Origin of the sequence: Halobaculum sp. D14 (genome assembly GCF_051195135.1) — an archaeon.
GTDB lineage: Archaea > Halobacteriota > Halobacteria > Halobacteriales > Haloferacaceae > JBNTKA01.
The window spans coordinates 817717-840030 of record NZ_JBNTKA010000001.1; the positions used below are offsets into that span (position 1 = coordinate 817717).

The window sequence follows — 22314 nt, forward strand, 5'->3', positions numbered from 1 at the left end:
TGCCGGCACAGCCACGTACCATGTCAGTGGCGCTCACTGCGGCGTACGTTCTCCACACGCTGTTCGCCGGGCTCTGGGTCGGCGGCGTCGTGCTCGCGACCTGGAAACTGCTGCCGCTCGCGAAAGCCGGCGACATCGCCCCGGAAACGTTCAGCGCCGTCACCGACGGCCTGTCGACGCTCACCCGCGTCGGCGCCGTCGTCTTCGTCGCGACCGGCGGCCACATGGCGGCCGAGGTGTACGGCTCCGAGGGGCTGTTCACGCCGCCGGACGGCCACGTCGTCCTGTCGATGCTCGCGCTGTGGCTCGTCATGGCCGGCCTCGTCGAAGTCGGCGCCAGCAAGGCGCGCTCGGCGCTCGACGAGGACAAGGTCCGCACCGGCGCCCGCGACGCCGACGCCTTCCTAAAAGCCGCCAGCGCCGTCGGCGTCGTGCTGCTCGTTCTCGGCGGCTACCTCGCCAGCCCCGGGCTGTAACGGCCGTCTGAGTGTCCGAGTCGCCGCCGACCGCTCCGCCCGACGGCAACTCTCCGCTCGACGACTCCGTCGCTTCTCCGGTTCCGTCCGGCGGGTGACCCGAAGGCTCACGGGGCCGCCCGACAATCGGCGCGTATGGTTCTCCCCAGCGACGTCTCTCGGTTCGTTCGCGCCGCGGGCCCCGAACACACCGACGTGCAGGCACGGATGGCGGCGTTCGCCGACGAGCACGACTTCCCGTCCATCGGCGCGGAGGCGGGCGCGGTGCTTCGGCTGCTCGCGCGGCTCACTGACGCCGAAACCGTCTTCGAGTTCGGCTCCGGCTTCGGCTACTCCGCGTCGTGGTTCCTCCGCGGCGGCGCCGACCGAGTCGTCCTCACCGAGTTCGACGCCGACGAACTCGACGCCGGCCGCGAGTTCCTGTCGGACGCCGGCCTCGCCGACCGCTGCGTCTTCGAACACGGCGACGCGATGGAGACCGTCGAGCGCTACGGCGGCCCGTTCGACGTCGTGCTCGTCGACCACCAGAAGCAGCGCTACCGCGACGCGTTCGACGCGGTCCGCGAGAAACTGCCGGTCGGCGGCGTCGTCGTCGCGGACAACGTCATGGCCGGCCCCGTCGACTTCGACGCGCTGCTCGCGCACCTCGAAGGCGACGCGGACGCCGTCGACGCGGACGACGAGTTCTCCCGCGGCGTCGCCGACTACCTCGACGCTGTTCGCGACGCCGACGGCTTCGAAACCGCCGCGGTGCCCGTCGGCGAAGGGCTCGCGGTCACCACGAAAACCGAGTAGCTGAGCCGTCGTCCCTCGACGCGACCCCGGTGGGGCGAGAGTTTACGGCGGAAGCCGCGGCCATCCCGCCGCATGCGGTGACGACAGCCCCGCCGCGTACAACGGTTGTGCGGCACAGACGCGGCGGGGGAGAGCCGGTGCCGCCTGTTCGCCAACGGACAGCGCCGCAACGCTCGGGTCGCGACCGCCGCGTCGCGGCGGCGGTCGGCCTCACTCCACGTGCGGCTCCGGCATGAGCGACGCGAACGGCTGCTCGTCGAGCCACTCCAGCAGCGCGACGAGCTGGTCGGTCGCCGCCTCGAACAGCTCCGCACCGTCCGCCGGCGTCGCGTCGGTCTGGTCGCCGAAGACGCCGTTCTCGGAGTTGTCGATGCTGTCGTAGAACGTCCGCGAGCCGTGCCGCACGGTGTCGGCGTCCGCGAGGTCGACGCGGCCGCCGTCGCGGGCCGATTCGAGCTGGTCGGTCCGCACCAGCTCCTCGGCGATGTGCATCACCATCGCCGTCTCCTTCGGGCCGCCGTGCGGCCCGTTGTGTTCGAACAGGTCGTCGACGAGCTCCGGAATCGACTCGTCCCACATCCATTCGACGGCGTACGCCGTCTCGTCCCGGCGGAGCCGCCGTCCGACCTCGCGGAGGTGCTGGACGTTTCCGCCGTGGGCGTTCACGTAGACGACGCGGTCGACGCCGTGGTACGTGAGGTTCCGGGTGAAGCTCTCGACGTAGTCGCGGAACACGCCCGGTTCGACCCACATCGTCCCGTGGAACTGCCGGTGGTGTTCGGACACCGCGATACGGACCGGCGGCGTACACAGCAGGTCGGCCCGGTCGGCGGCCGCCTCCGCCAGCGCCTCCGCGATGAGCGCGTCGGTCGCGAGCGGCAGGTGCGGGCCGTGCTGTTCCGTCGAGCCGAGCGGCACCACCGCCGTCGAAGCCCGGTCGAACGCCTCACCGAGTTCCGGCCAGGTCTCGTCTGCGAGTTGCATGGCTCCGCGGAGGGTCCGTCGCCGGAAGAAACGTCCGGGTCGGCGGGCGACGGCTTCGCCGGTTCGCCACGCTTTTGCTCCGCCCCGCCGACCGTCCGCGTATGTTCGGAGGCGGCGGGATGAACCCGCGCAAGATGAAGCAGATGATGAAGCAGATGGGTATCGACGTCACCGAGATCGACGCCGAGGAGGTCGTCATCCGGACGGCCGACGAGGAGCTCGTGTTCGACGGCGCGCAGGTGACGAAGATGGACGCGCAGGGGCAGGAGACGTATCAGGTGGTCGGTGAGCCGACCTCCCAGCCTCGCGGCGAGAGCGGCGCGTCCGCCGAGTCTGCCGGCGCCGTCGAGTCCGGCGAGACGGAGGCGTCGGGCGACGACGGGATTCCCGAGGACGACGTCGAAATCGTGGCGCAGCGCGCCGGCGCGAGCAAGTCGGACGCGCGGGAGGCGCTCGAAGCCGAGGACGGCGACCTCGCCGCCGCCATCTCCCGGCTGGAGTGAGCGACACCGCGTTCCTCCTGGTCCACGTCGACTCGGACCGAGAGTACCTCCGCGCCGCAGGCGACGAACTGCAGACCGACCTCGGCGTGCTCACCGTCCCTGAGGACGCCGAGTCCGGCGACGTCCTCGAGACGCACCTCGGCGAGCGGTTCCTGGTCCGGGCGCTCCGCGGCCCCGACCTGTTCAACCACTTCGAGCGCACCGGCGCGCCGATGATGCCGCGAGACGTCGGGCTGGTCGTCGGCCACGTCGGCGCGCAGTCCGGCGACCGCGTCCTCGACGCGGGGACCGGAACCGGCGTGCTCGCGGGCTACCTCGGCCGCATCGGCGCTGACGTCGTCACCTACGAGCAGGACCCGGGGTTCGCGGACGTGGCCCGCGAGAACATGCGGCTCGCCGGCGTTGCCGACGCCGTCGACGTCCGCACGGGCGACGTCACCGAGGAACTCGACGAACTGACCGGCGGCGACGGCTTCGACCTGCTGACGCTCGACACCGCCGACGCCGCGGACGTCGTCGAACGGGCGCCCGACCTGCTCGTTCCGGGCGGCTACTGCGCAGTGTACGTCCCGTTCGTCGAGGACGCCCGCGACGCCGAACTCGCGGCGCGCGACGCGGGCTTGAGCGACGTCGAGACGCTGGAGACGATTCAGCGGCAGATGCAGGTGGACGACCGCGGCACTCGGCCCAGCACGGCCGGGGTCGGCCACACCGGCTACCTCCTGTTCGCACGAAGCGGATAGGTAAAATTAAATCAGGGCGGTCAAAGAGACGAACCGATGGTCGACGGCCCGCCGGTGACGCCGGACGCGCTCGCTGGCCGTCTCCTCCGCTCCGACGGCGCTGACAGTTCCGACAGCGACGGCTCCGCCCCGGATTCCGGGCCCCGCGTACTTGCGGTCGCGCCGCCGAGGCCGCTGATTCGCGCGGTCATCGACCGGCTCGGCGACGACGCCCCCGACGGTTCCGTCCGGCTGCTCCTCACGTCGGACGGCACCGCCGTGTTCGACGAGTTCCTGGCCGCGTCGACCGCCGCGGACGCCGTCGCGGCCGGCCGACTCTCCGTCCGGGTCGCCGACGCGGTTCGGGAGAGCGTCACGGTCAGACCTGACGCCGTCTTCGCGCACGTCGCCGCCGGCGACGACGTGCTCGCCGCGACGACGACGGACGCGGAGCTTCTGGCCGCGATGCGGGCGAAGTACGGCGAGGCCTGGGCGGCCGCGGACCCGTACGACGTCGGCGTTCCCGGCCGGACCGCGCTGCTCGATTCGTTCGCGGAGCGCTGGCCGGACGCTGCGGCGACGCTCCGGGACGCGCTCGACGGCGCCTCGTCGCTCCGACGCGGCGACGAACTCGACCCGGTCGCGGCCTGCACGCTCGTCGCCGCGCGGCACGAACTGCTCACCATGCACCTCGGCGAGTGGGCGGGCGACGTCGGCTTCTCCAGCCGGACCGAAATCTCGCGGGCGAAAGAGCGGCTCGTCGCCGCCGGCGTCGTCGACACCGAACGCATCCCGGACGGCGTCGGCCGGCCGAGACAGCGGCTCGTCCTCGCGGACGACGAACTGGCGGACGTCCCGGCGGCGGCGCTGTTCGACGCGGCGCGCGACCGGCTCGACGACCGGTAGCGCCGCGAGCCGAGCCACCGGCGTATTCGGAGCTTTTAACCGAATCCCCGTCGGATTACCGGTAATGGCTTTTGAGGAACTCCTGGAGGACCCGGTCATCCAGAAGTACCTCCACGAACTCGTCGGTCCCACCGGCATGCCCGTTGCCGCGGCGCCGCCGGACGGGGAGGTCACCGACGAGGAACTCGCGGAGGAGCTCGGTCTCGAATTGAACGACGTCCGCCGCGCCCTGTTCATCCTGTACGAGAACGACCTGGCGGAGTACCGTCGCGTCCGCGACGAGGACTCCGGGTGGCTCACGTACCTGTGGACGTTCCACTACGAGAACGTCCCGGAGAACCTGGAGGAGGAGATGTACCGGCTGCTCAACGGGCTGGAGCAGCGCCGCGAGTACGAGTCCGACCACCAGTTCTACCTCTGTGAGGTGGACTCCATTCGGTTCGAGTTCGAGGAGGCGATGGAGTTCGGCTTCGAGTGCCCCGAGTGCGGCTCCCCGCTGGAGTCGATGGAGAACTCCCGGCTCGTCGAGGCGATGGAGTGGCGCATCGACCAGCTCCGTGACGAGCTGAACGTCGAACGGGACGAGGCGTCCGCGTAGATGGTCGTCCTCGCAACGAAGTGCTACGTCGAGGGCGACGCCCGCGACCGCGCGCTCGACGGCATGCGGTCGCTCGTCGCTGACGCGCTCGGCGACCTCGACGTCGACGCCGACGTCGGCGTCAGGAGCGACGACTTCGTCGCCGTCACCGTCGCCGGCGACGACGCCGCAGTCGCCCGGAACGTGCTGCGCGAGCAGTGGGGCGAAATCACGGACCACTTCACGGACGGCGACGTCTACACCGGGACGCTGCGCGCGTGGGACGACGACGGCTTCATCATCGACGCCGGCCGCGACGTCCACGTCGCCACGGATCGGCTCGGGCTCGGCACCGGGACGCCGTCGCAGATCCGCGACCGGTTCGGCATCGTCCAGCACGTCCCGCTGAAGTTCGTCTACGACGACGACGGCGACCACGAGCTCGCAGAGGAGACGCGCGACCGGCTGTACGAGTGGACGCGCGGCACCGGCCGCGTCAACGTCAACAGCGCGACGCGCGCCGAGGTCCGCGCCACCGTGAACCGCGCCGGGCACGCCCAGGACATCGTCACGGTCGAACGGCTCGGGCTGCTCGAACAGAGCATCATCTGCACCGAAAACACGGACCCGCCGGGGCTGCTGGCCGCCATCGGCGGCTACCTCCCCGCGGAGCTGAAAGCCGTCATCCCATGACGAACCGTCGACGCCTCGCCGCCGCGGCGGCGCTCGTCGGCGTCGTCCTGCTGTCGGGCTGTCTCGGCGTGTTCGGCGGCTCCGTCTCCGACCAGCGACTCGACCAGGAGCCCGCCGGCGGCAGCTACGCTTGGAACCAGTCCGCAGACGTGCACATCACGGTTCACACCGACGCGACGTTCGAGGCCGTCTACACCGTGAACCGCTCGGAGCTGACGCTGTACCGCGAGGACGGCCTCGGCGGCCGGAACCCGCTGTCGGTCCGCGCGGTCCGGTACCGCTACCCGAACGGCACCGTCATCAACGGCTCCACGCTCCAGGAGCGCGGCGCCGTCGAACAGACCCGGTCGGCGGTCGTCATCCGGTTCCCCGGCACCGGCGACGTCGAGGGCGATCAGGTGGCGTTCACGGCGAGCAGCTCGCCGAAGCGGTTCTCGCTGCCGACGTACGTCGACGGCTCGTACGAGGTCGTGCTGCCGCCGAACCGCCGCGTCTCCATGCCGGTGTTCGGGCAGGTGAGCCCCGGCGACTACGACACCCGCGTCGACGACGCCGGCCGCCTCCACATCACCTGGGCCGACGTCGGCGCCGAGCACGTCGTCGTCCAGTTCTACACGATGAACGACCTGCGGATGCTCGCCGCGCTCGTCGGCCTGCTCGCGCTCATCGGCGGCGGCGGCCTGCTGTACTTCCGGTACCAGATCCGGGAGCTCCGCCGGCAGCGCGAGGAGCTCGGCCTCGACGTCGACATCGAAGACGACGACTTCGGGCGCGACCCGCCGCCCGGCATGCGGTAACGCCGCCGCTCCCGGTCGGCGACCGTGGGAGCCGGCCCCGCTGCGGCCCGCGGAACTTATCGGGCCGCCGGCGCTGTGTCCGTGTATGAACGCCGCTATCGTCACCGTCGGCGACGAGCTGCTCGCCGGCGACACGGAGAACACGAACGCGACGTGGCTCGCGACGCAGCTCACGGACCGCGGCGTCGACGTCGAGCGCGTCACGACCGTCCCGGACCGCGTCGCCGACATCGCCCGCGTCGTCAACGAGTACCGCGCGGAGTACGACGCCGTCGTCGTCACCGGCGGCGTCGGCCCGACCCACGACGACGTCACCATGGAGGGCGTCGCGAACGCGCTCGGCCGGGAGCTCGCCGTCGACGACGACGCCGAGGCGTGGCTCACTCAGCACGGCGGCTACAGCGGCAACGAGCTCGACGACGGCACCACGATGCTGCCGCGCGGCGCGCGCCCGCTCCACAACGAGGTCGGCGTCGCGCCGGGCTGCGTGGTCGACTCGGTGTACGTCTTCCCGGGCGTCCCCGCGGAGATGAAGTCGATGTTCGCGTCGGTCGCGGACGACTTCGTCGGCGAGCGCAGACACACCGAGACCGTGGAGACTGCCGAAGCGGAGTCGACGCTGCTCGACAGGCTCGCGCGGCTCCGCGACCAGTTCGACGTCACCGTCGGCTCGTACCCGTCGGACACCGTCCGCGTGAAGCTCACGGGCACCGACGAGACGGAAGTCAGGGAGGCGGCCGCGTGGCTCCGCGACCGAGTCGAACCGCCGGCGGCGACGACCGACGGTTCCTGAACCGCCGGCTCGACGGCGGGTCGAGACGCGGCGAGAAGTTCGGTGGCGCGACCGGTCGGCCAGTCACCGTGACGCGCCGCCTCCGGGCGTCCGTCAGCGGTACAGCGACAGCAGCCAGCCGGCGGTGATTAGCAGGCTCACGACCAACACGACGACGGCGACCGGCCCGGTCGGCAGCGCGGTGCCCGAGCCGGCGGCGAGCAGCAGCGGATTCATGGTGAGCGGCGCTTCCGGCGCGCTCAGCATAAACGTGTCCCCTTCGCGTCTCCCGCGTCACCAGCGTCGCCCGAATCGTCCGTTTCTCCCGCCTCACCCGCGGCGCCCGCGCAGCCGTCTCGGTCACTGCGTCGCCTGCGGCTGGTACGTCTCCGCGAGTCCGTCGAGCGCCTCGTGGTGCCGGGTCGTGTGCGGCGCGGTGAGCGGCGAGACAGAGATGTCGCCGTCGACGACGGCGCGGCGGTCCGTCCCGGCGGGGTCCGGGACGTCGCCCGCGGCCATGCGGTCCCAGACGCGGTCGAGGAGTTCGATGGTGTCGCCGTCGCGTTCGGCGGTCATCTCGTACAGCGTCGACGGCCGCGTCACTTCGAGCGCCGCCGGGTCGTCGTCGTCCGGCCACGGCGCGTTCACGTTCAGGTAGTCGGCCTGCTCGAACACCCCGGCGTCCGGTGCGTGTTCGGCGAGATACCGGGTCGCCGCCGCGACCTCCCGGAAGTCGTCGACCGCGACGTCGACGTCTGTGTAGTCCTCGCCGGTCCCGGCCGGGACGTACAGCGACGCGGCGATGGCGGGAACGTCGAAGAAGGCGGCCTCGACGGCGGCCGAGACGGTGCCGGAGCGGCCGAGGACGTACGCGCCGAGGTTCGCGCCCTTGTTACAGCCGGCGACGACCATGTCGACGTCCGGGCACAGCGACTCGAGGCCGGCGACGGTGCAGTCGGCCGGCGTCCCGTCGATGGCGTAGCCGAGTTCGTGTTCGTGGACCGTGACCGACGTCGACAGCGACCGGCCGACCGCCGACCGGTCCTCGGCGGGCGCCACGGCGACGACCTCGCCGAGTTCGGAGAGCGCGTCGTACAGCGCGCGGAAGCCGGGCGTGCCGATGCCGTCGTCGTTCGTCAGGAGAAACCGCTGCTCGCCGCTCGAACTCATGTCGAACCGGTCCGGCGGTGACGGGAAAAGCGCCCCGGTCAGACGACGACGTCGCCGTCGACGTCGTCCCCGTTGCCGGCGGCGTCCCGGTCGTCGCCGTCTGGGCCGCTCCCCGGCGCGCTGTCGAGCGACCGGGCGGCGTCTGCGATGCGCCACCGGAGCACGACGGCGTCCTCGACGCCGCGGATGCCGCGGTACGGGATGCGGACGCCCGCCGCGTCGTCGGGCAGCTGGCCGACGGTGTCCTCGTCGACGTCGCCGAGCGCGAGCGCCGGCGCGCCGTCTCCCTCGAGGTCGATGACGACGTCGACGACGCGGCCGACGCGGTACCCGTCCGCGGTGAACACCGTCTTGTCCGCGAGGTATGTCAACGGCGTCTCGGGGCCGACGGGCATGACAGCCGAACGGTTCGCGTCACGTCACTTAAACTCTTCCCGGAGCCGGGAGTGTCGCCGACGGTGCCGCGGACGCGACTGACCCGGGAGCCGCGCACCGCAAGACCCACGGTCCGGGGTCGACACAGCCGGAGTATGGGCCTCGGAAGCACGGCGAAGAAGATTCAGACGGTGGCGGACGTCGCCGAGAAGGTGTACACGAAGGTGAACGAGATTCGCGACCGGGTGGAGCAGCTGCAGTCGTCGGTGCAGACGACCGAGGAGCGCGTCACCGCCCTCGAACGGGAGTTCGCGGAGCAGCGCGCGCTCCTCGAAGCCGTCGCGGAGGCGCAGGACGTCGACGTCGACGAGGCGGTCGCGGCGGCCGACCCCGGCGCCGTGGAAGACGCCGCGGCCGGCGACGATTCTTCCGACGCCGGCGACGTCGACGACTCTGACGCCTGAGACGCCGCCGAGTTCGGGGCGGGCCGCGCCGCCCGGATAGAAAAGTACGTAACCGGGGGCAATCTTTGCCTCCGTATGACCACGCACCGCGAGCCGCTCGACTCCGTTCTGGAGACGGTCGGCGAGACGCCGCTCGTCCGGGTGCACGCCGCCCCGGAGGAGGTCCCGGTGTACGCGAAACTGGAGTCGTTCAACCCCGGCGCGTCCGTCAAGGACCGCATCGGCAAGCACATGCTGGCGTCGATGCTCGACGACGGCACCCTCCCGCCCGGCGGCACCGTCGTCGAGCCGACCGCCGGCAACACCGGAATCGGGTTCGCGGTCGCCGCCGGCCAGCTCGGCGTCGACGCGGTGTTCGTCGTCCCGGAGCGGTTCAGCGTCGAAAAGCAGCAGCTCATGCGCGCGCTCGGCGCCGACGTCATCAACACGCCGAGCGAGGACGGCATGGGCGGCGCCGTCGAACGCGCCCACGAACTCGCCGCCGAACTCGACGACGCGGTCGTCCCCCAGCAGTTCGCGAACCCGCTGAACGCCGAGGCGCACTACGAAACCACCGCCCCGGAGGTGTTCGACGCGCTCGACGGCGGGGTCGGCGCCGTCGTCGCCGGCTGCGGCACCGGCGGGACGCTGATGGGGATGGCCGACTACGCGCTCGAACGGAACCCAGAGACGCACGTCGTCGCGGTGCAGCCCGAAGGGTCGACGTACGGCCGGCTGTTCGGCGAAGACCCCGAGGCCGACGAGTACAAGACCGAGGGAATCGGCACCCACGATGTCGCCACCAACGAGCTGTTCGACCCCGAGAAGGTGGACGACCTCAAGACGATTGCCGACGAGGACACCCACGCCGAGATGGCGCGGCTCGCCCGTGAGGAGGGCCACCTCGCGGCGTCCAGTTCGGCAGCCAACTGCCTCGCCGCCGTCGAAGTCGCCCGGGAAATCCGCGACGGCGACGTCGACGCGCCGCACGACACCGTCGTCACGCTGTTCCCCGACTCCAGCGAGCGCTACCTCTCGAAGGGCGTCTACCGGTCGTTCGAGGAGTGGGAAGGGTAGTCGGGCGCGCGCCGCGTCTTCGCCGCTGCGTCCGCGCTGCCGCGTCTACACCGCAGCGTCCGCGCCGCCGAGCGCGTCGTTCGGGCGTGGGTCGGTTCCATACCGCATCGGCAAGGTTTACGCCGCGAGCGGTCCATGGTCGAACCGGATATGACGGACATCGAGACTTCCACCATCAGCGAGGAGGGGTTCGCGAGCACGAGTCAGGTCGGCGACTACGACCTCACCATCGACGCGACCGGTGAGACCGGGCCGGACCCGAACTCCGTGCTCGTCGCGGACTACGCATCCTGCTTCCTGCCGGCGTTCCGCGTCGGCGGCCAGCAGCGCGGTCACGACGACCTCGGCAAGATTCAGATCGACGCGGAGGCGACGCTGGACGACGACGACGACCTCGAATCCATCAGCTTCGACATCTTCGTCGAGGCCGACGTCGACGACGACACCCTCGCCGACATCGTCGAGCGCGCCGAGGGCATCTGCCACGTCCACTCCGCGCTCCGCGAGGGGCTCCACGCCGACATCACGGCGCACGCGGACGCCTTCTAAGCCGACCGCGGCACCGCCCCGATTCGACCCGACTGACCCGATTCGGGGACGCCGCTGCTCTCCACGTTTTCTCCAGAACGAGACCGGACCGAAGAGCCGCGCGTCCGCGGAGCCGTCGGCCGCGGCGCTATTCGGTGCCGCGGTAGGCTCGGTACGTCATCGCGGTGCCGTCGATGATGACGACGTCGTCGTCGGCACCGGTGACGTCGGCGTCGCCGACGGGGTCGTCCGGCTCGTCGCGGAAGACGTACGGTGAGTCGCGCTCTTCCATGGTATCGGATAGCACGGACTGCCGTATAAGTCTTTGTCAGACGTTCACACGCTGAAACGCGGACCGTGCGCTCAGCAGCACCCCGCGCCGGTCTCGTCGTCACGCCTCGCCACCGCCTCACCGCCGCCTCACCGCCGCGTCGCGCCCGCGGAGCGCCGGGCGTTCCAGATTCGTGAATACGAACGTACTTGAGAGGGACGGCCCGATAGCCCGGTATTGTGACGGCGACGCAGCTGACGCTGATCCAGATCGACAACTACGGCCCGTGGACCGTGACGCCGGAGCCGCGCCGGGAGATGGACCTCCAGACCATGCAGTCGCGGCTGTTCGCCGACCTGGCGCAGTTCGTCGGGTCGCGCGACGGCTACGTGTTCTTCACGCGGTTCGACAACATGGTCGCGGTGACGAACGGGCTCGACCGGACGGACCACGAACTCCTCCAGGAGTCCATCGGGAACCGCTACCCGGTGACCGTGAGCCTCGGCATCGGCGTCGACGACGACCCGGCGGAGGCGCTCGAAGCCGCGACCGAGCGCGTGCAGGCCGCCGGCTCTGCACAGTCACCCGAACGCACCGAGGCGCTCGCCGGCGAGTTCGTCGCCGAGCCCGCCGACGCCGACGTCCACATCGCGCACTTCGACGTCAACGACGCGACGACGAAGTACACCGACCGGCTGAACGAGTTCGACTCGTTCATCCGCATCGAGCAGGCGTACGCGTCGCTGATGCGGTACATGCGGGAGGCGCACGGCGCGCTCTCCTTTTTCGTCGGCGGCGACAACGTCATCGCGGTCTGCCCGGACCTCGACGGCGACGACTACCGCGCCGCCATCGACCACGTCGCGACCGAGGTCGGCGTCGACCTGAAGGTCGGCGTCGGCGCCGCTGCGACGCCGCAGGAAGCCGGAATCGACGCCAAACACGCCCTCGAAGACTGCCGGTACGAGGGGACGCTCGTCGAGTTCGCCTGACCGACCCCGGAAGCCGCCGGGACGGAGCGAACCGCCGAAGGGTTCTTTCCGCGCTGCCAATAGATTATTTCACCGGCAAGTCCTGGGAATAGTCTTATGGTGTCGGCGGGAGTCGGCTCCGACGAGATGCCGGGCGAGACCGTGTTCGTCTGTACGGACGACGACTGCACCGCCGGGCCCTGGGAGGGCTCCCACGACGCGATGGCGCACTGCGCCGAACACCGCGGGCACGCCTACACGGGCGTCCCGCGCGCCGACGTCGACGCCGACGTCATCCCCGAGACGCCGACCGAGGCTCGCGACAACCGGAACCTCCACCACAAGGGCGACCCGAAGGGCGCGCTCGCGGAGGACACGGACTAGTCGTCGACGCCGCTCCCTGATTCGCACGGCGGCGGCGGCGCTCCGCGGCGAAAATACTCGGAGTAGTCGGCGGCGCCCGTCCCGACGAAGCGGCTCAGTCGATGTGGCCTTCTTCGCGGAGCTGCTGGGCGGCGTCGCTCTCGTAGCGCCACTCGACGTCCGCCTTCTCGTCCTGCCAGTCCCACGGTTCGATGATGACGACGTCGTCCTCGCGAATCCACGTTCGGAACCGCATCCGCCCCGGGATTCGGCCCATTCGCTCCTTCCCGTCCTCGCACCGAAGCCGTACGCGGCCGCCACCGAGCATGTCGGTGACGACCGCGAACATCTGGTCGTCGTCGGGCATTCGAAGCGCCCGACGTCCTGATTCGTTGCTCATGCCTTACGTAGGGTGAGCAGCGTCTTAAGTAGCCGGGTTCCACGTGGTACCAGACACCACGGTCTGTGGCGACCGAACCGCGGCGACCGAACCGCGACGGCGACTCCCCGCCGGGCCGCTTGCAGGGTCGGCGGTCGGAACTGCGGCCGGTCGGATTCGCCGCGGGATTGATTAGGACTGAACCGTAGGCGGTCGTATGGACCTCGACACCGACGAACTCCTGTCGTCGCTGACGCCGCGCGAGGAGAACTCGGCCATCAAGTCGTTCCAGAACACCGTCGCCGTCGCCTGCCCGGCCTGCGGCGAGCCGTTCGACGACCTCGTCGTCTGCAAGCAGAACCCGACCAGCCTCGACCTGTCGAAACAGCTCGACCTCTGCGTCGGCGTCGAGGAGGAACAGGCGTTCATCTTCACGCACGCCTGAGTCGGCCAGTTCACTTTTTGTACGACGGCGCGGAGTTCCGACGATGCCAGAAGCGAAGCCTGCGGACGGGCCCTGCCCGGAGTGCGGGTCGACGGCCACGTACGAGCGTCCGGACGGGACGTTCCTCTGCCGGGACTGCGGCTTCGAGTCGCTCGTCGTCGACGCCGTCCGCGACCGGCGGGAGTAGCGTCGAACGCGGAGCAGCCGCGACGCCACCCGAGCGGTCACCGGGCCGCGAGACCGCCGCTCCCCAGTACGACTATGTCGCCGGTCGATGGGAGCAAACCCATGCTCACACGACTGCTCGACGGAGGCGACGTCGCCTCGCCGTCGGGCGCGTACATCGCCGAGGCGGTCTACGGAGCGAACGACGGCATCGTCACGACGTTCGCGGTGGTCGCCGGCGTCGCCGGCGCCGCGCTCGACCCCGGCATCGTCGTCGTGCTCGGCGTCGCGAACCTGCTCGCCGACGGCTTCTCGATGGGGATGAGTAACTACCTCAGCCGTCGCTCGGACCTCGCCTACCAGGCCGCCGTCGGCGCCGCCGGCACGGACGGGAAGACGCCGACCCGCACGGCCGCCGTGACGTTCCTCGCGTTCGTCGCCGCCGGCTGGACGCCGCTGGTCCCGTACCTGCTCTCGCTCCGGCCGCTGTTCGAACTCTCCGTGCTCACCACGGCCGCGGTGTTCTTTCTCGTCGGCGCCAGCCGGACGTTCGTCACGCGCCGAAGCTGGTACCGGAGCGGCGCCGAGATGCTCGGAATCGGGCTGCTCGCCGCGTCCGTCGCGTACGCGGCGGGCGCGGCGCTGAGCGGCGTCGCGTGACGATGCCGCCCAGACAGTCCGTCTCGCTGCTCGCCGCGGTCGCCGCGACCGGCGCGGTCCTCGCCGCGCCGCTGAACGGCCTCTCGCCGGCCGTGCCGACGCTGCTCGCCGCCGACTGCCTCGACTGGGACGACGTCCGCGAAATCGACTGGGGGACGCTCCTCCTGCTCGGCGGCGGCCTCGCGCTCGCGGACGGCTTCGGCGCGACGGACGCGACGCGGTGGCTCGCAGACGCCACGTTCGGCACGCTCGTCGGCGCCCCAATCCTGCTCGTCACGCTCGCCGTCGTCGCCGTGACGGTGCTACTCAGCGAACTCGCCTCGAACACGGCCGTCGTCGCCATCTTCGCACCCGTGCTCATCACCATCGGCCCGCGGTACGCCGACGTCCTCGGCACGTCAGCCGCCACCGCAGCCGCCTTCATCGCACTCACTGGCGCCGTCGCCGCCAGCTACGGGTTCGCGCTCCCCGTCGCCACGCCGCCGAACGCCATCGCCTTCGGAACCGGAAGCATCGGCCGCGAACACATGCTCCGAGCCGGCGTCCGACTCGACGCCATCATGGTCGTCGTCTCCACGGCGCTGATGCTGCTCACAGTCCGGTACACCTGGGTGTTGCTGCTCTGAACACGTCCACGAGGGTTTGTTTCTGAAAAGTACCTCTCGGGAATGATACGAAACGGCTAAGATGTGGATGGGGTCGGAGGGATACCGATTTCTCCCGGATTCCGCACCCTGCTGTACGACACGCCTTTCTGTTGCTTCTGACAGGTCATGATTCGTCCTCCGTGTTGATATCGAGATCCTCGGTGTATTGCTCCCGGCGCCGCATTTTCCGCTCGTCAGCGGCTTTATCGTAGAACCGGGCGATCACTTCCGGCGACGCGTTCACGCGTTCAGCGACGTGCTCCAGCGGGATCCCGCGATTCAGCTGCCACGTGATCGACCCGGACCGGATCTGGTGCGGTGACCGGCTCGACGGACACTTGCTCGCGTGGTTCCGCTTCCGGAACTGGCACGTCTCCCGCTGTTCGCCGTGCGGACACGCCATGTAGGCACACGGCTGCGTCGCGAGGTAGCTCCACGCGCGAAGCGTGGACTCGCTCGGACGGCCCTGGTGGCCGCACAGCAACGGTTCGCGGCCATGGTCGTCGCGTTTATCCGACCGGTCACGGGCGATGTAGTACTGCAGCACCTCCGCGACCTCTTTCGAGATTCGGACGACGCGTTCGCCCTTCGTCTTGTTCTTCAGCGGCGTCTCTGACTCTGGCCGATGCCGGAAGCGAAGGACGCCGCCGGAGACAGCTCCGTCGTCATTGATGACGTCGTAGTCTTGGAGATCGAGCGCGAGCAACCCGCCCATGCGGGCGCCCGTGTTCCAAGAAAGTTCGAGGAACGTGTGGTGCGCGTCGGCGTAGTCACCGGGTGAGTCCCGGTAAAACTCCAGGAGGTTGGTGGCGGTCTGTTCGTCGAGGAGCGTGTCGCTGGTTTCCTCGGCGGTGTCGAGGCTCGGGATGTCGACGCTTTCAACCAGCTGTTCGTCGACGGCGCCGATGCCGACGAGGTAGTCGACGAGCTGGTTGATCGCGACCATCATGCCTTTCAGCGTGGTGGGGGCGACGCCTTCGTTCGCTCGCGCGGCGCGCGCCCGGTCGATGGCCATGCCGCTGAGATCGCCGACGGTTTTGATGCCGTTCTCCTCACACCAGTTCACGAACCACCGGAGCCGGTCGCGGTAGTCCTTCACGGTTTTCTCCGTTACGTCGACCGATTTCGACTCGAGGAACAGCTCAGTCGCTCGGTGAACCGTCAGGTCTGACGGGTCGTCCGGCATGTCCCCGAACCCGCCGCCTGTCATCGGTCACCTCCGGCGGTGGCGTCGATGGCGTCTCGGAGTGCGTCACGCGCGGTGTCCCAGTCGTCGCCGAGTTTGTCGCCGACGCCGCTGCGGATGCGGCGGAGTTCGGCGGCGTCGACGGCGTCGGGGCGCTCGGTGGCGATGCGGCAGGTTTCGATGATGGTGTCGGGGTCGTGGCTGCCGCGGGTGCGGTGGACGCGGTGGGTGACCAAGGCGGCTTCGGGGTCGTCGACGCCGGTCCCGAACAGGTCGCGGAACTTCGCGGTGGCGCGGAGATGCTCGGTGAGCCCGGTGCCGGCGGGCTCGTAGCGGTTCATGCACGTCGGGCAGGCGGGGATGCAGCCGGTGTTGTCGCCGGCGACGCGGGCGACGCCGGCCGGAATGGCCGCGCCGCACGTCCGGCACTGGGTGGTCGGCGCGGCGGCGTCCCGCCAGTCCGCCGCGGACACGTCGGCGCCGCGGTACTTCGCCGCCGTGTCTTCGGCGGTGTTCTGGGCCTCTTGGACGTCGTCGTGTGTGGTGTCGGTGCTCATAGCGCCCTCCCTGTTTTCGCGTCGACTGCTGCGCGGTACTCGGTCTGGCAGACTTGGCAGTAGATGGTGCCGTCGTTCCGATGCCGGATGCTGCAGTGGCCGTCCGGGCACCGTGTCCGCCACGGCTCCGCCGCCGGCGTCACCGCCGGTCACCTCCGGCGGCGGTGGTGAACCCGGAGCCGTCTGCCGAGAAGTACGTGAAGTCGGCGGCGAGCAGCTGCGCGGCGCTCCGCGCGTGGTACCGGACGTCGACCGGGTCGTCGGCGTCGGCGGCCGCGTCGAGTTCGGCGGCGGCGCTGTGGTCGTCGCTGACCGGCAGCTGGCTGCGCGCGGTCTGGATGGCGTCGCCGACGTCCTGCCCGGCTTTACTGCGGTTGATGATGTCGGCGAGACTCATGCCGACGGCGATCATCTGCGCGCGCTCGTCACGCTGCATCGTCCACCTCCTGGTAGCGGCGGCGGGTCTCTTCGGACTGTTCGAGGTCGCGCCGGTAGTCCTCGGGCAGGTCCGTCACGCCTCGTCACCTCCGTCGTCGGTTTGGACCGTCACCCACGGCTGCATGATCCAGAGCAAATTGAGCACGATCCACAGGAGGCTACCGATACACAGACCGACTATGGTGAGGAAGATGCCGGAGGCCACCAGAGCGAGAAGCTCGGGGTAACCGGCGGCGATGAAATCCCCGTACACGTCGATGGCCGGGGCGGTGACTACTGCTGCGTCGAGGTAGCCGGCAGCGAGCACCGCGGCACCGGCGACGCCGATCTTTGCGAGGTCGCGAAGAACTTTGCGCCAGCGGACCGTGACGCGGTAGCCGGCGACGTTCATCGCTGCCCCTCCGTGATCCTCTTGACAGGTTTCTTCGGACTGTTTGAACCGTTCGCGGTCGTCGTCGGGGAGTGAAGTCATCGCCGACCTCCGTTGTAGGCGCGTTTGAGCGGTTCACGGCCGAGGAAGTCACACAGCGGGCAGGTTGAACCGGTGTAGTAGTGGTGCCCGAACCGGCACGTTCTCACCGCGCTCATCGCTGCCCCTCCGTGATGGCGTCGGCGCGGCTGCGGTTCGACCGGAGTGCGGCCCGGATCTCTCCACGCGTGTAGATGGCGTCACAGGCGTCGACGAGGCAGGTGTAGCCGTCGACGCCGCGCGGGTTTCGGAACGGCCGGTGGCCGCACGGCAGCCAGTCCGCGTCGGCGATGGCGTCATCGATGGCGTCGCGGACGCCGTCGCCGAGCCGCCACGTCGCGCCGTCCCCGGCTGTGTCGGAGGCAGCCGCGACTTTTTCCGTAAGGCCGCGGCGGCAGAGCCGCTGGAACTCGGCTTCCGGGATCGACAGTTCGTCCGCCTGGAACGTGTCGTCGGCGTCGACGCCGAGTTCGGCGAGCCACTCCAGGTTCGACCGGATCCACGACCAGTCCCCGGCGCCGAGCACGCTGCACTGTTTCCGACGCACAGCCTCACTCACGGGCGACCACCTGCCATACCAGCAGTCCGAGGTAGCACGTGGCCACGCCGAGCAGGACGCCGCCGAATAACGCCTCGTTCGTCTCGAGGCGCTGGGCGCGCTGCCGGTAGTGTTCGGCCGCGTTGACCTTGGATAGGTCAGTTCTCACTGCTCATCACCTCCGTCGCCGGGAGTCGATACAAGCCACCGGGCAGCCCGAGGGGTTCCGCGTGCGAGGAGGTAGGCTCCTGCCGCGATGAGGAACACGGGGCTGAGCAGGCTTACGACGGCGACGTGAAGCAGGTAGACGGCGCCGGGTTCCCAGCTCCGCCGCCGGAACCACCACGTGCCCCGAAGCCCGGTTATCCCCATCCCGGCCATAAACAGCCACAGCCAGAGCCCCAGAAACGCGGACACGGGCGTGTAAAGCGACGCCATTTCTGCTGCCGGTGCCGTCACGTCTCGTCACCTCCGTCCTCGGCGTCGCCGTCGTCGCCGCTGATTTCGGCGCCGAACTGGTGTTCGAGGCTGCAGATCGGGCAGCGTCCGCCGCCGCGCGTCTCCTGCCCACAGTCGATACACTCCGTCATGCTTCGCCCCCCGGAAACTCTTGGTCGAGCCCCCAGGTCCACAGGACGCTGAGCGCGGCGCCAAACAGGCCGATGCCGACAAGCAGCACGTTCGTCGTGGGCGCGTTGAGCACGATGAGGGAGCCGACTGCGGCGATGAGGATGGCGAGCGTGACCCCGAAGAAGTTCGTCATTCGATGGTCACCTCGTCGGGCGTGTGGGTCCAGCTGGACGCGGCGGCGGCCTCCCGGAGGAACGCGTTGACGGTGTCGGCGTTGACGCCGTCGATGAACCGCCAGTCGATGTCGCTGAGCAGGTCGACGGCTTCGCCGAGCTGCGCCGCCTGCATCGTCTCGGCGTGCTCCCGGCAGTAGTTGTCCTCGTCGCCGGTGTCAGTGACCGCGGGCCGTGGCTCCGTGTCCACGCGGCCGGTCTCCGCGGCGAACACGCACACCGCGCAGAGTTTAGATGCGTCGCCGTCCGCCGCGCTCACGCCGACTCACCTCCGACGTCGTCGGGTGTGTGGTCCCAGCAGCGAGCGCAGCGGTGCGCGTAGCCCGGTGGGTACACGTCCGGGTCTTTCTCCATGACGGTCTGGACGTCCGGGCGCGTGATGGTGACGCAGTCACGGCGGCTGTGTAGCGTGGTGCCGGCGCCGTTCGCTTTCGTGACGTACACCGTATCGGGGTCGGAGGCGGTGCTCACGCCGACTCACCTCCGACATCGTCCGGGTCGGCCGCGGCGAGCCGTGCTGCCATGCCGTCGCCGCCGAGGATGCCGCCGTCGGGGCGGCGGGTTGGCCGCCAGTCTGGCTCGTCGAAGTAGGTGCCGCAGCCCCGGCAGCCGTATCGGCCGTCCGCGAGCTCGTAGGTGTCGCCGCTGCCGCAGTCCGGGCAGGCGGCTGTCGTCGCGCCGTGACCGCTATCGTTTTCCGATTTCGGGTTGTTACGTTTCATTGTCGTTGGTTTAGCGACCCCACGAGGCGTCGACCCGGCTTGGTCCCGGGGCGGCGCCGTTTTCGTGGGCGCCGAACTCCGCCGCGTAGCGTCGCATGTCTCTGTCATTAGGCCGGTCCTACTTAGTTGTTCTGCAGAAACGGTATTCTGGAACAACAGATACCAACCGTCCGATACTTGGTGCGTGGAAAGAATTATCGGGTACTCATGCCGGGGCCAGAGCCGAAGGTGTCTGATGAGCGGATCTGTAGACTCATCGCTCTGGCACCAGATCCGTTCGTAGTGGTCCGAGACCTCAACGAGCAGCTGGGCATGACTCCTCAGGGCACGCGCAAGCGGCTGGAATCTCTTGTTGACAAGGGCTACCTCACGAGCCGCAAGGTCGGTGGGTCCGCGAAGGTATACTGGCTGACCGACGAGGGCAAGGAGCTTGCGTCGACCGCGGCCTCTGGGGATTATTCTGCCCAGTAGACGACGGCGGCTCCTCCGACTTTCCGCCGCTGCAAAGTTCCTTCTTCGGCGAGTTTCCTGAGTCGGCTGTTGACTGCCTGCCGGCTGATGGGCACGGCTGAGGCGATGTCGCCGGGTGTCCGAAACGGTTCTTCGGTGTTCTGGAACAACTCGACGATCTCTGAATCGGCTACTCGTTGCTTCCCTGTGTCGGTATTGCTGGCCATGATGGTAACTACTGTTTCTCCGCAACAAAGGATTTATGGTGGTGGCGCGAGAGGTGTTAGTTGAGAACACCCGTCGCTGTCTGGCGGATTCGCGGAGAATCTGCCCGCCTGCTGGTACAGGCGGGCGGCGGGTGGTCTCGGAACCCAGACTACCCATGTCAACGAATACGCTGCCGACGCAAGAACGTACCGACGACGAACCGACGTGGCGCGGGCCGTTCCCCGAATACGACCGGTTCGGCGAGCCGACCGGCTGCCGGTTCGTCGAGTGCCGGGGCTGCGGCTGCGAGGTCATCGCCGGCCACGAACAGGACGCGACGCACCGCGACGGGTGTCCGCTATGAACGCTCGCGTGTATGGCGCGACGTGCGCGCTGTGCGGCTCCGTGATGATCCGCGGCCCGGCCGACGCGGACGTCTGCGCCGGCTGCCAGAGCGGCCTGCGGCGCGCTGAGCGATGAGGTGCCGCGCGCGGCAGGAACGCGCCGCCCACAACCTCGCCGCGGCGCTCGCGACACTCCCGGCGGTCGCCGCCGTCGACACGCTCGGCCCCAACACCGGGCCGCGGCCCGGCTGGACCGTCGAAGCGACGCTGTCTCGGCCGTCCGTCCCGCCGGCGGTAACGCGGTGTCTCGCCATTGAGAACGCGTCGCTGGTGGACGCGTCGCCGAAAGCCGGGACGCATATCCGGATCGTCGCGACCGTCTGAGGTCACGGGTGCCGCGGCGCGTCCCTGGGGACGGCGCCGTGGCGCTTGTCCACGACGTCGTCGAAGTCCAGGTGCTCGCCGCAGGTCGGACAGTGGACCCACTCGCGGCGGCGACGCAGCCCGACGTGGCCCTCCGGACACCGGAACCACGCCGGCAGCTTCGCGCCGACCTGGTAGGCGTGCGGCGGCCGATTCGGGTCATCCATATCACCGACGGACCCCGAGTCTGCGCAGGAGGTCGTCCGCCCACCACGGGACGTCGTCGCGGCCGATTGGCTCCGGCGTCGGGTCCTCGACGCCGTCGACGCCGACCGTCACCGCCTCGGCGCGCCGTGGGGAGAGCTCGACGATGCGGTCGAAGCGCTCGGCGTCCCTGATTTCGACGTCGACCGGCTCGGGCTCGTCGGCGTCGCGGCTCGTCACGATCTCGAACTGGGTGTGCTGGCGTGCTGCCATATCCGCGTGGAGGTGCGGTTCCCGGTTTAAACTGAGCCGGACGTGGACTGAAAGTGAAACTAATTCGGCGGCAGGAACCGCGACGCTCCACCGTTCAGGCTGCCGCAGAGTGGAAGAAGCGTCTGACGCTTGTTGGCGGAAGTGAACGACCGGTGTACGTGACGCCTAGTTTAAAGTACTGCTGAACTGGACAGTCACGGGAACGGAAAGGCGGGCGCCGGAGTTAGGGGACTCACAGCCCGCGTCACCGTAGACGACGCGGACACACAAAAATCCGGCCGGGTGCCCGCCGCCGTCACCACGGCCATGACCGACAAAACCGAACTACAGCGACGAATCCTGATCGCAGCGTACAACAACCCGAACCTGTCCGCAGGCAGAGATCGCGTGAGCGGTTCTGCTCGCCGGACCTGCCTTCCTGCACTACCTGCTGAACAGCGGGCTGATCTAACATGACGGACCGGACTGCGACGCGGCGCGGGTTCTTAGCCGCAGTTTCCGCCGCAGGGCTCGCCGGCTGCACCGGTGTCCAAGACGCGATCGGCTCGAAATCAACTACCGGGCCAGAGACGGCGTCGATGGAGCAGACGTTCTCCGGCGCGAACTTCGACAAAATCACGTTCGTAAACCAGGGGAGCGGACTGGAGGTGACGCTGACTGAAGACCATCGGTTGGATGCGTTCGGGTTAGCGCACGAAAGTCAGCCAGACTCTGAAAGCTGGATTGCGAACTGGAGCGCGCCGAAGTTCTCTGGCCCGAAAACCGTGCCGTTCTTCGAGGTGCTGCGCTCCGAAGGCGTCGAATATCCCACCCGAACGTTCCTTCTTATCGGGTTCAAGGGCTTTTCTGGCTCTGTTTTTCACGTCGAACAGCGCGTCGGCACTGTCTCATTCACTGTCCCGAAGTCCATCGCGCCGCCGGAGCTGTTCGCTGGGCTCTCCGCGACATCGACAACGACACCGGAACAGTAGCGCAGCTGTCCCATCTTACCGCCCAACCCAAAATCAGCCACGAAGATTTATGATTCAGACGGGGTGAACA

Annotated in this window: 43 protein-coding genes; 22 read left to right on the forward strand and 21 right to left on the reverse strand. The window is 69.2% G+C overall.

Annotated features, from left to right (window positions below; genetic code table 11):
* The first annotated feature begins 20 nt into the window (after positions 1–20).
* The gene (locus ACQUST_RS04080) at positions 21–476 is read left to right on the forward strand and encodes a CopD family protein (protein ID WP_435125247.1); all 456 of its coding nucleotides are present in this window, start codon (positions 21–23) and stop codon (positions 474–476) included.
* Between the two features lie 135 nt (positions 477–611).
* Positions 612–1271 (forward strand): O-methyltransferase, encoded by a 660-nt coding sequence (locus tag ACQUST_RS04085; RefSeq protein WP_435125250.1) that lies wholly within the window; start codon positions 612–614, stop codon positions 1269–1271.
* 210 nt (positions 1272–1481) lie between these two features.
* Here the strand turns inward: ACQUST_RS04085 and ACQUST_RS04090 are convergent, their stop codons facing one another.
* Positions 1482–2255 (reverse strand): creatininase family protein, encoded by a 774-nt coding sequence (locus ACQUST_RS04090; RefSeq protein WP_435125252.1) that lies wholly within the window; start codon positions 2253–2255, stop codon positions 1482–1484.
* A gap of 101 nt (positions 2256–2356) precedes the next feature.
* Here ACQUST_RS04090 and ACQUST_RS04095 point away from each other — a divergent pair, with 101 nt between their 5' ends.
* The 7 genes from ACQUST_RS04095 (at position 2357) to ACQUST_RS04125 (ending at position 7246) form a co-directional block, all read left to right on the forward strand.
* Complete coding sequence (locus ACQUST_RS04095) at positions 2357–2758, forward strand: nascent polypeptide-associated complex protein (RefSeq protein WP_435125255.1); 402 nt, start codon at positions 2357–2359, stop codon at positions 2756–2758.
* Positions 2755–3501, forward strand: a complete 747-nt coding sequence (locus ACQUST_RS04100; RefSeq protein WP_435125258.1) for a methyltransferase domain-containing protein — start codon at positions 2755–2757, stop codon at positions 3499–3501. Before ACQUST_RS04095 ends, ACQUST_RS04100 begins: the two co-directional genes overlap by 4 nt.
* A gap of 36 nt (positions 3502–3537) precedes the next feature.
* Positions 3538–4386 carry a transcriptional regulator TbsP domain-containing protein gene (locus ACQUST_RS04105; protein ID WP_435125260.1) on the forward strand — a complete coding sequence of 283 codons (849 nt, stop codon included), beginning with the start codon at positions 3538–3540 and terminating at the stop codon, positions 4384–4386.
* A 64-nt stretch (positions 4387–4450) separates the two neighbouring features.
* The gene (locus ACQUST_RS04110) at positions 4451–4984 is read left to right on the forward strand and encodes a transcription factor (RefSeq protein ID WP_435125263.1); all 534 of its coding nucleotides are present in this window, start codon (positions 4451–4453) and stop codon (positions 4982–4984) included.
* Positions 4985–5656: a DUF2110 family protein gene (locus tag ACQUST_RS04115; RefSeq protein WP_435125265.1), complete on the forward strand. Its 672-nt coding sequence runs from the start codon at positions 4985–4987 to the stop codon at positions 5654–5656.
* Positions 5653–6453 (forward strand): DUF5803 family protein, encoded by an 801-nt coding sequence (locus ACQUST_RS04120; RefSeq protein ID WP_435125268.1) that lies wholly within the window; start codon positions 5653–5655, stop codon positions 6451–6453. The genes ACQUST_RS04115 and ACQUST_RS04120 overlap by 4 nt, the downstream gene beginning before the upstream one ends.
* Positions 6454–6538: 85 nt before the next feature.
* The gene (locus tag ACQUST_RS04125; protein WP_435125270.1) at positions 6539–7246 is read left to right on the forward strand and encodes a competence/damage-inducible protein A; all 708 of its coding nucleotides are present in this window, start codon (positions 6539–6541) and stop codon (positions 7244–7246) included.
* A 93-nt stretch (positions 7247–7339) separates the two neighbouring features.
* On the opposite strand, the gene ACQUST_RS04130 is transcribed toward ACQUST_RS04125, so the two are convergent.
* The 3 genes from ACQUST_RS04130 to ACQUST_RS04140 form a co-directional block, all read right to left on the reverse strand.
* Complete coding sequence (locus ACQUST_RS04130) at positions 7340–7462, reverse strand: hypothetical protein (RefSeq protein WP_435125273.1); 123 nt, start codon at positions 7460–7462, stop codon at positions 7340–7342.
* 123 nt (positions 7463–7585) lie between these two features.
* Positions 7586–8395 (reverse strand): 5'/3'-nucleotidase SurE, encoded by an 810-nt coding sequence (gene surE, locus ACQUST_RS04135; RefSeq protein ID WP_435125275.1) that lies wholly within the window; start codon positions 8393–8395, stop codon positions 7586–7588.
* A 38-nt stretch (positions 8396–8433) separates the two neighbouring features.
* Positions 8434–8790, reverse strand: a complete 357-nt coding sequence (locus tag ACQUST_RS04140) for a PRC-barrel domain-containing protein (RefSeq protein ID WP_435125280.1) — start codon at positions 8788–8790, stop codon at positions 8434–8436.
* 135 nt (positions 8791–8925) lie between these two features.
* Between ACQUST_RS04140 and ACQUST_RS04145 the strand changes: the two genes are divergently transcribed.
* From ACQUST_RS04145 to ACQUST_RS04155, 3 genes are all read left to right on the forward strand, one after another.
* A complete protein-coding gene (locus ACQUST_RS04145; RefSeq protein ID WP_435125282.1) occupies positions 8926–9234 on the forward strand; it encodes a DUF5798 family protein in 309 nt (102 codons plus the stop codon).
* Positions 9235–9309: 75 nt separating this feature from the next.
* On the forward strand, positions 9310–10290 hold the full coding sequence (locus ACQUST_RS04150) for a PLP-dependent cysteine synthase family protein (protein WP_435125284.1): 981 nt from the start codon (positions 9310–9312) through the stop codon (positions 10288–10290).
* A 150-nt stretch (positions 10291–10440) separates the two neighbouring features.
* A complete protein-coding gene (locus ACQUST_RS04155) occupies positions 10441–10839 on the forward strand; it encodes an OsmC family protein (RefSeq protein ID WP_435125287.1) in 399 nt (132 codons plus the stop codon).
* Positions 10840–10966: 127 nt separating this feature from the next.
* Here ACQUST_RS04155 and ACQUST_RS04160 read toward each other — a convergent pair whose 3' ends face one another.
* Entirely contained in the window at positions 10967–11110 is a 144-nt protein-coding gene (locus ACQUST_RS04160) for a hypothetical protein (RefSeq protein ID WP_435125290.1), read from the reverse strand.
* A gap of 218 nt (positions 11111–11328) precedes the next feature.
* Between ACQUST_RS04160 and ACQUST_RS04165 the strand changes: the two genes are divergently transcribed.
* Positions 11329–12081 (forward strand): GTP cyclohydrolase IIa, encoded by a 753-nt coding sequence (locus tag ACQUST_RS04165; RefSeq protein ID WP_435125293.1) that lies wholly within the window; start codon positions 11329–11331, stop codon positions 12079–12081.
* Between the two features lie 126 nt (positions 12082–12207).
* Positions 12208–12444, forward strand: a complete 237-nt coding sequence (locus ACQUST_RS04170; RefSeq protein WP_435125296.1) for a hypothetical protein — start codon at positions 12208–12210, stop codon at positions 12442–12444.
* 94 nt (positions 12445–12538) lie between these two features.
* Here ACQUST_RS04170 and eif1A read toward each other — a convergent pair whose 3' ends face one another.
* Positions 12539–12823 (reverse strand): translation initiation factor eIF-1A, encoded by a 285-nt coding sequence (gene eif1A / locus ACQUST_RS04175; RefSeq protein ID WP_435125299.1) that lies wholly within the window; start codon positions 12821–12823, stop codon positions 12539–12541.
* Between the two features lie 196 nt (positions 12824–13019).
* On the opposite strand from eif1A, the gene ACQUST_RS04180 reads away from it, so the two are divergent.
* The 4 genes from ACQUST_RS04180 to ACQUST_RS04195 all read left to right on the forward strand — a co-directional run bounded on the left by ACQUST_RS04180 (position 13020) and on the right by ACQUST_RS04195 (position 14698).
* The gene (locus ACQUST_RS04180; RefSeq protein ID WP_435125301.1) at positions 13020–13247 is read left to right on the forward strand and encodes a DUF7385 family protein; all 228 of its coding nucleotides are present in this window, start codon (positions 13020–13022) and stop codon (positions 13245–13247) included.
* 43 nt (positions 13248–13290) lie between these two features.
* The gene (locus tag ACQUST_RS04185) at positions 13291–13434 is read left to right on the forward strand and encodes a hypothetical protein (RefSeq protein WP_435125304.1); all 144 of its coding nucleotides are present in this window, start codon (positions 13291–13293) and stop codon (positions 13432–13434) included.
* A gap of 101 nt (positions 13435–13535) precedes the next feature.
* A complete protein-coding gene (locus ACQUST_RS04190; RefSeq protein ID WP_435125306.1) occupies positions 13536–14072 on the forward strand; it encodes a VIT1/CCC1 transporter family protein in 537 nt (178 codons plus the stop codon).
* Between the two features lie 2 nt (positions 14073–14074).
* Positions 14075–14698: an SLC13 family permease gene (locus ACQUST_RS04195; RefSeq protein ID WP_435125309.1), complete on the forward strand. Its 624-nt coding sequence runs from the start codon at positions 14075–14077 to the stop codon at positions 14696–14698.
* 145 nt (positions 14699–14843) lie between these two features.
* Here ACQUST_RS04195 and ACQUST_RS04200 read toward each other — a convergent pair whose 3' ends face one another.
* From ACQUST_RS04200 to ACQUST_RS04255, 12 genes are all read right to left on the reverse strand, one after another.
* Entirely contained in the window at positions 14844–15929 is a 1086-nt protein-coding gene (locus ACQUST_RS04200) for a tyrosine-type recombinase/integrase (protein ID WP_435125312.1), read from the reverse strand.
* Positions 15926–16462, reverse strand: coding sequence for a hypothetical protein (locus tag ACQUST_RS04205; RefSeq protein ID WP_435125315.1), 537 nt, complete (start codon positions 16460–16462; stop codon positions 15926–15928). The genes ACQUST_RS04200 and ACQUST_RS04205 overlap by 4 nt, the downstream gene beginning before the upstream one ends.
* A gap of 139 nt (positions 16463–16601) precedes the next feature.
* Positions 16602–16898, reverse strand: coding sequence for a hypothetical protein (locus tag ACQUST_RS04210; protein WP_435125317.1), 297 nt, complete (start codon positions 16896–16898; stop codon positions 16602–16604).
* A 75-nt stretch (positions 16899–16973) separates the two neighbouring features.
* Positions 16974–17372 carry a hypothetical protein gene (locus ACQUST_RS04215; RefSeq protein ID WP_435125320.1) on the reverse strand — a complete coding sequence of 133 codons (399 nt, stop codon included), beginning with the start codon at positions 17370–17372 and terminating at the stop codon, positions 16974–16976.
* 112 nt (positions 17373–17484) lie between these two features.
* A complete protein-coding gene (locus tag ACQUST_RS04220; RefSeq protein WP_435125323.1) occupies positions 17485–17928 on the reverse strand; it encodes a hypothetical protein in 444 nt (147 codons plus the stop codon).
* Entirely contained in the window at positions 17921–18076 is a 156-nt protein-coding gene (locus tag ACQUST_RS04225; RefSeq protein WP_435125325.1) for a hypothetical protein, read from the reverse strand. Before ACQUST_RS04225 ends, ACQUST_RS04220 begins: the two co-directional genes overlap by 8 nt.
* Positions 18073–18366, reverse strand: a complete 294-nt coding sequence (locus tag ACQUST_RS04230) for a hypothetical protein (protein WP_435125328.1) — start codon at positions 18364–18366, stop codon at positions 18073–18075. Before ACQUST_RS04230 ends, ACQUST_RS04225 begins: the two co-directional genes overlap by 4 nt.
* Positions 18363–18497, reverse strand: a complete 135-nt coding sequence (locus tag ACQUST_RS04235) for a hypothetical protein (protein ID WP_435125329.1) — start codon at positions 18495–18497, stop codon at positions 18363–18365. Before ACQUST_RS04235 ends, ACQUST_RS04230 begins: the two co-directional genes overlap by 4 nt.
* On the reverse strand, positions 18494–18670 hold the full coding sequence (locus ACQUST_RS04240) for a hypothetical protein (protein WP_435125332.1): 177 nt from the start codon (positions 18668–18670) through the stop codon (positions 18494–18496). Before ACQUST_RS04240 ends, ACQUST_RS04235 begins: the two co-directional genes overlap by 4 nt.
* Complete coding sequence (locus ACQUST_RS04245; RefSeq protein ID WP_435125334.1) at positions 18667–18969, reverse strand: hypothetical protein; 303 nt, start codon at positions 18967–18969, stop codon at positions 18667–18669. Before ACQUST_RS04245 ends, ACQUST_RS04240 begins: the two co-directional genes overlap by 4 nt.
* Entirely contained in the window at positions 18966–19181 is a 216-nt protein-coding gene (locus tag ACQUST_RS04250; protein WP_435125335.1) for a hypothetical protein, read from the reverse strand. Before ACQUST_RS04250 ends, ACQUST_RS04245 begins: the two co-directional genes overlap by 4 nt.
* Entirely contained in the window at positions 19178–19432 is a 255-nt protein-coding gene (locus ACQUST_RS04255; RefSeq protein ID WP_435125338.1) for a hypothetical protein, read from the reverse strand. Before ACQUST_RS04255 ends, ACQUST_RS04250 begins: the two co-directional genes overlap by 4 nt.
* A gap of 282 nt (positions 19433–19714) precedes the next feature.
* Here ACQUST_RS04255 and ACQUST_RS04260 point away from each other — a divergent pair, with 282 nt between their 5' ends.
* Entirely contained in the window at positions 19715–19903 is a 189-nt protein-coding gene (locus ACQUST_RS04260; protein ID WP_435125340.1) for a hypothetical protein, read from the forward strand.
* Here ACQUST_RS04260 and ACQUST_RS04265 read toward each other — a convergent pair.
* Positions 19888–20109, reverse strand: a complete 222-nt coding sequence (locus ACQUST_RS04265; protein ID WP_435125342.1) for a winged helix-turn-helix transcriptional regulator — start codon at positions 20107–20109, stop codon at positions 19888–19890. The genes ACQUST_RS04260 and ACQUST_RS04265 overlap by 16 nt on opposite strands.
* Positions 20110–20264: 155 nt before the next feature.
* On the opposite strand from ACQUST_RS04265, the gene ACQUST_RS04270 reads away from it, so the two are divergent.
* Together ACQUST_RS04270 and ACQUST_RS04275 are read left to right on the forward strand one after the other, a co-directional pair.
* A complete protein-coding gene (locus ACQUST_RS04270; protein ID WP_435125344.1) occupies positions 20265–20453 on the forward strand; it encodes a hypothetical protein in 189 nt (62 codons plus the stop codon).
* A gap of 112 nt (positions 20454–20565) precedes the next feature.
* The gene (locus ACQUST_RS04275) at positions 20566–20817 is read left to right on the forward strand and encodes a hypothetical protein (protein ID WP_435125346.1); all 252 of its coding nucleotides are present in this window, start codon (positions 20566–20568) and stop codon (positions 20815–20817) included.
* A gap of 2 nt (positions 20818–20819) precedes the next feature.
* Here the strand turns inward: ACQUST_RS04275 and ACQUST_RS04280 are convergent, their stop codons facing one another.
* The gene (locus ACQUST_RS04280) at positions 20820–21023 is read right to left on the reverse strand and encodes a hypothetical protein (RefSeq protein ID WP_435125347.1); all 204 of its coding nucleotides are present in this window, start codon (positions 21021–21023) and stop codon (positions 20820–20822) included.
* A gap of 1 nt (position 21024) precedes the next feature.
* Positions 21025–21273, reverse strand: a complete 249-nt coding sequence (locus ACQUST_RS04285; protein ID WP_435125350.1) for a hypothetical protein — start codon at positions 21271–21273, stop codon at positions 21025–21027.
* 452 nt (positions 21274–21725) lie between these two features.
* Here ACQUST_RS04285 and ACQUST_RS04290 point away from each other — a divergent pair, with 452 nt between their 5' ends.
* Positions 21726–22244, forward strand: coding sequence for a twin-arginine translocation signal domain-containing protein (locus tag ACQUST_RS04290; protein WP_435125352.1), 519 nt, complete (start codon positions 21726–21728; stop codon positions 22242–22244).
* The last annotated feature ends 70 nt before the right edge of the window (positions 22245–22314 follow it).

Bases quoted from the DNA above. Each gene is read 5' to 3' on its own strand.
- ACQUST_RS04080 (WP_435125247.1), top strand. From the start codon at position 21: ATGTCAGTGGCGCTCACTGCGGCGTACGTTCTCCACACGCTGTTCGCC.
- ACQUST_RS04085 (WP_435125250.1), top strand. From the start codon at position 612: ATGGTTCTCCCCAGCGACGTCTCTCGGTTCGTTCGCGCCGCGGGCCCC.
- ACQUST_RS04090 (WP_435125252.1), bottom strand. From the start codon at position 2,255: ATGCAACTCGCAGACGAGACCTGGCCGGAACTCGGTGAGGCGTTCGAC.
- ACQUST_RS04095 (WP_435125255.1), top strand. From the start codon at position 2,357: ATGTTCGGAGGCGGCGGGATGAACCCGCGCAAGATGAAGCAGATGATG.
- ACQUST_RS04105 (WP_435125260.1), top strand. From the start codon at position 3,538: ATGGTCGACGGCCCGCCGGTGACGCCGGACGCGCTCGCTGGCCGTCTC.
- ACQUST_RS04110 (WP_435125263.1), top strand. From the start codon at position 4,451: ATGGCTTTTGAGGAACTCCTGGAGGACCCGGTCATCCAGAAGTACCTC.
- ACQUST_RS04115 (WP_435125265.1), top strand. From the start codon at position 4,985: ATGGTCGTCCTCGCAACGAAGTGCTACGTCGAGGGCGACGCCCGCGAC.
- ACQUST_RS04120 (WP_435125268.1), top strand. From the start codon at position 5,653: ATGACGAACCGTCGACGCCTCGCCGCCGCGGCGGCGCTCGTCGGCGTC.
- ACQUST_RS04125 (WP_435125270.1), top strand. From the start codon at position 6,539: ATGAACGCCGCTATCGTCACCGTCGGCGACGAGCTGCTCGCCGGCGAC.
- ACQUST_RS04130 (WP_435125273.1), bottom strand. From the start codon at position 7,462: ATGAATCCGCTGCTGCTCGCCGCCGGCTCGGGCACCGCGCTGCCGACC.
- surE (WP_435125275.1), bottom strand. From the start codon at position 8,395: ATGAGTTCGAGCGGCGAGCAGCGGTTTCTCCTGACGAACGACGACGGC.
- ACQUST_RS04140 (WP_435125280.1), bottom strand. From the start codon at position 8,790: ATGCCCGTCGGCCCCGAGACGCCGTTGACATACCTCGCGGACAAGACG.
- ACQUST_RS04145 (WP_435125282.1), top strand. From the start codon at position 8,926: ATGGGCCTCGGAAGCACGGCGAAGAAGATTCAGACGGTGGCGGACGTC.
- ACQUST_RS04150 (WP_435125284.1), top strand. From the start codon at position 9,310: ATGACCACGCACCGCGAGCCGCTCGACTCCGTTCTGGAGACGGTCGGC.
- ACQUST_RS04155 (WP_435125287.1), top strand. From the start codon at position 10,441: ATGACGGACATCGAGACTTCCACCATCAGCGAGGAGGGGTTCGCGAGC.
- ACQUST_RS04160 (WP_435125290.1), bottom strand. From the start codon at position 11,110: ATGGAAGAGCGCGACTCACCGTACGTCTTCCGCGACGAGCCGGACGAC.
- ACQUST_RS04170 (WP_435125296.1), top strand. From the start codon at position 12,208: ATGCCGGGCGAGACCGTGTTCGTCTGTACGGACGACGACTGCACCGCC.
- eif1A (WP_435125299.1), bottom strand. From the start codon at position 12,823: ATGAGCAACGAATCAGGACGTCGGGCGCTTCGAATGCCCGACGACGAC.
- ACQUST_RS04180 (WP_435125301.1), top strand. From the start codon at position 13,020: ATGGACCTCGACACCGACGAACTCCTGTCGTCGCTGACGCCGCGCGAG.
- ACQUST_RS04185 (WP_435125304.1), top strand. From the start codon at position 13,291: ATGCCAGAAGCGAAGCCTGCGGACGGGCCCTGCCCGGAGTGCGGGTCG.
- ACQUST_RS04190 (WP_435125306.1), top strand. From the start codon at position 13,536: ATGCTCACACGACTGCTCGACGGAGGCGACGTCGCCTCGCCGTCGGGC.
- ACQUST_RS04195 (WP_435125309.1), top strand. From the start codon at position 14,075: ATGCCGCCCAGACAGTCCGTCTCGCTGCTCGCCGCGGTCGCCGCGACC.
- ACQUST_RS04200 (WP_435125312.1), bottom strand. From the start codon at position 15,929: ATGACAGGCGGCGGGTTCGGGGACATGCCGGACGACCCGTCAGACCTG.
- ACQUST_RS04205 (WP_435125315.1), bottom strand. From the start codon at position 16,462: ATGAGCACCGACACCACACACGACGACGTCCAAGAGGCCCAGAACACC.
- ACQUST_RS04210 (WP_435125317.1), bottom strand. From the start codon at position 16,898: ATGCAGCGTGACGAGCGCGCGCAGATGATCGCCGTCGGCATGAGTCTC.
- ACQUST_RS04215 (WP_435125320.1), bottom strand. From the start codon at position 17,372: ATGACTTCACTCCCCGACGACGACCGCGAACGGTTCAAACAGTCCGAA.
- ACQUST_RS04235 (WP_435125329.1), bottom strand. From the start codon at position 18,497: ATGACGGAGTGTATCGACTGTGGGCAGGAGACGCGCGGCGGCGGACGC.
- ACQUST_RS04240 (WP_435125332.1), bottom strand. From the start codon at position 18,670: ATGACGAACTTCTTCGGGGTCACGCTCGCCATCCTCATCGCCGCAGTC.
- ACQUST_RS04255 (WP_435125338.1), bottom strand. From the start codon at position 19,432: ATGAAACGTAACAACCCGAAATCGGAAAACGATAGCGGTCACGGCGCG.
- ACQUST_RS04265 (WP_435125342.1), bottom strand. From the start codon at position 20,109: ATGGCCAGCAATACCGACACAGGGAAGCAACGAGTAGCCGATTCAGAG.
- ACQUST_RS04270 (WP_435125344.1), top strand. From the start codon at position 20,265: ATGTCAACGAATACGCTGCCGACGCAAGAACGTACCGACGACGAACCG.
- ACQUST_RS04275 (WP_435125346.1), top strand. From the start codon at position 20,566: ATGAGGTGCCGCGCGCGGCAGGAACGCGCCGCCCACAACCTCGCCGCG.
- ACQUST_RS04280 (WP_435125347.1), bottom strand. From the start codon at position 21,023: ATGGATGACCCGAATCGGCCGCCGCACGCCTACCAGGTCGGCGCGAAG.
- ACQUST_RS04285 (WP_435125350.1), bottom strand. From the start codon at position 21,273: ATGGCAGCACGCCAGCACACCCAGTTCGAGATCGTGACGAGCCGCGAC.
- ACQUST_RS04290 (WP_435125352.1), top strand. From the start codon at position 21,726: ATGACGGACCGGACTGCGACGCGGCGCGGGTTCTTAGCCGCAGTTTCC.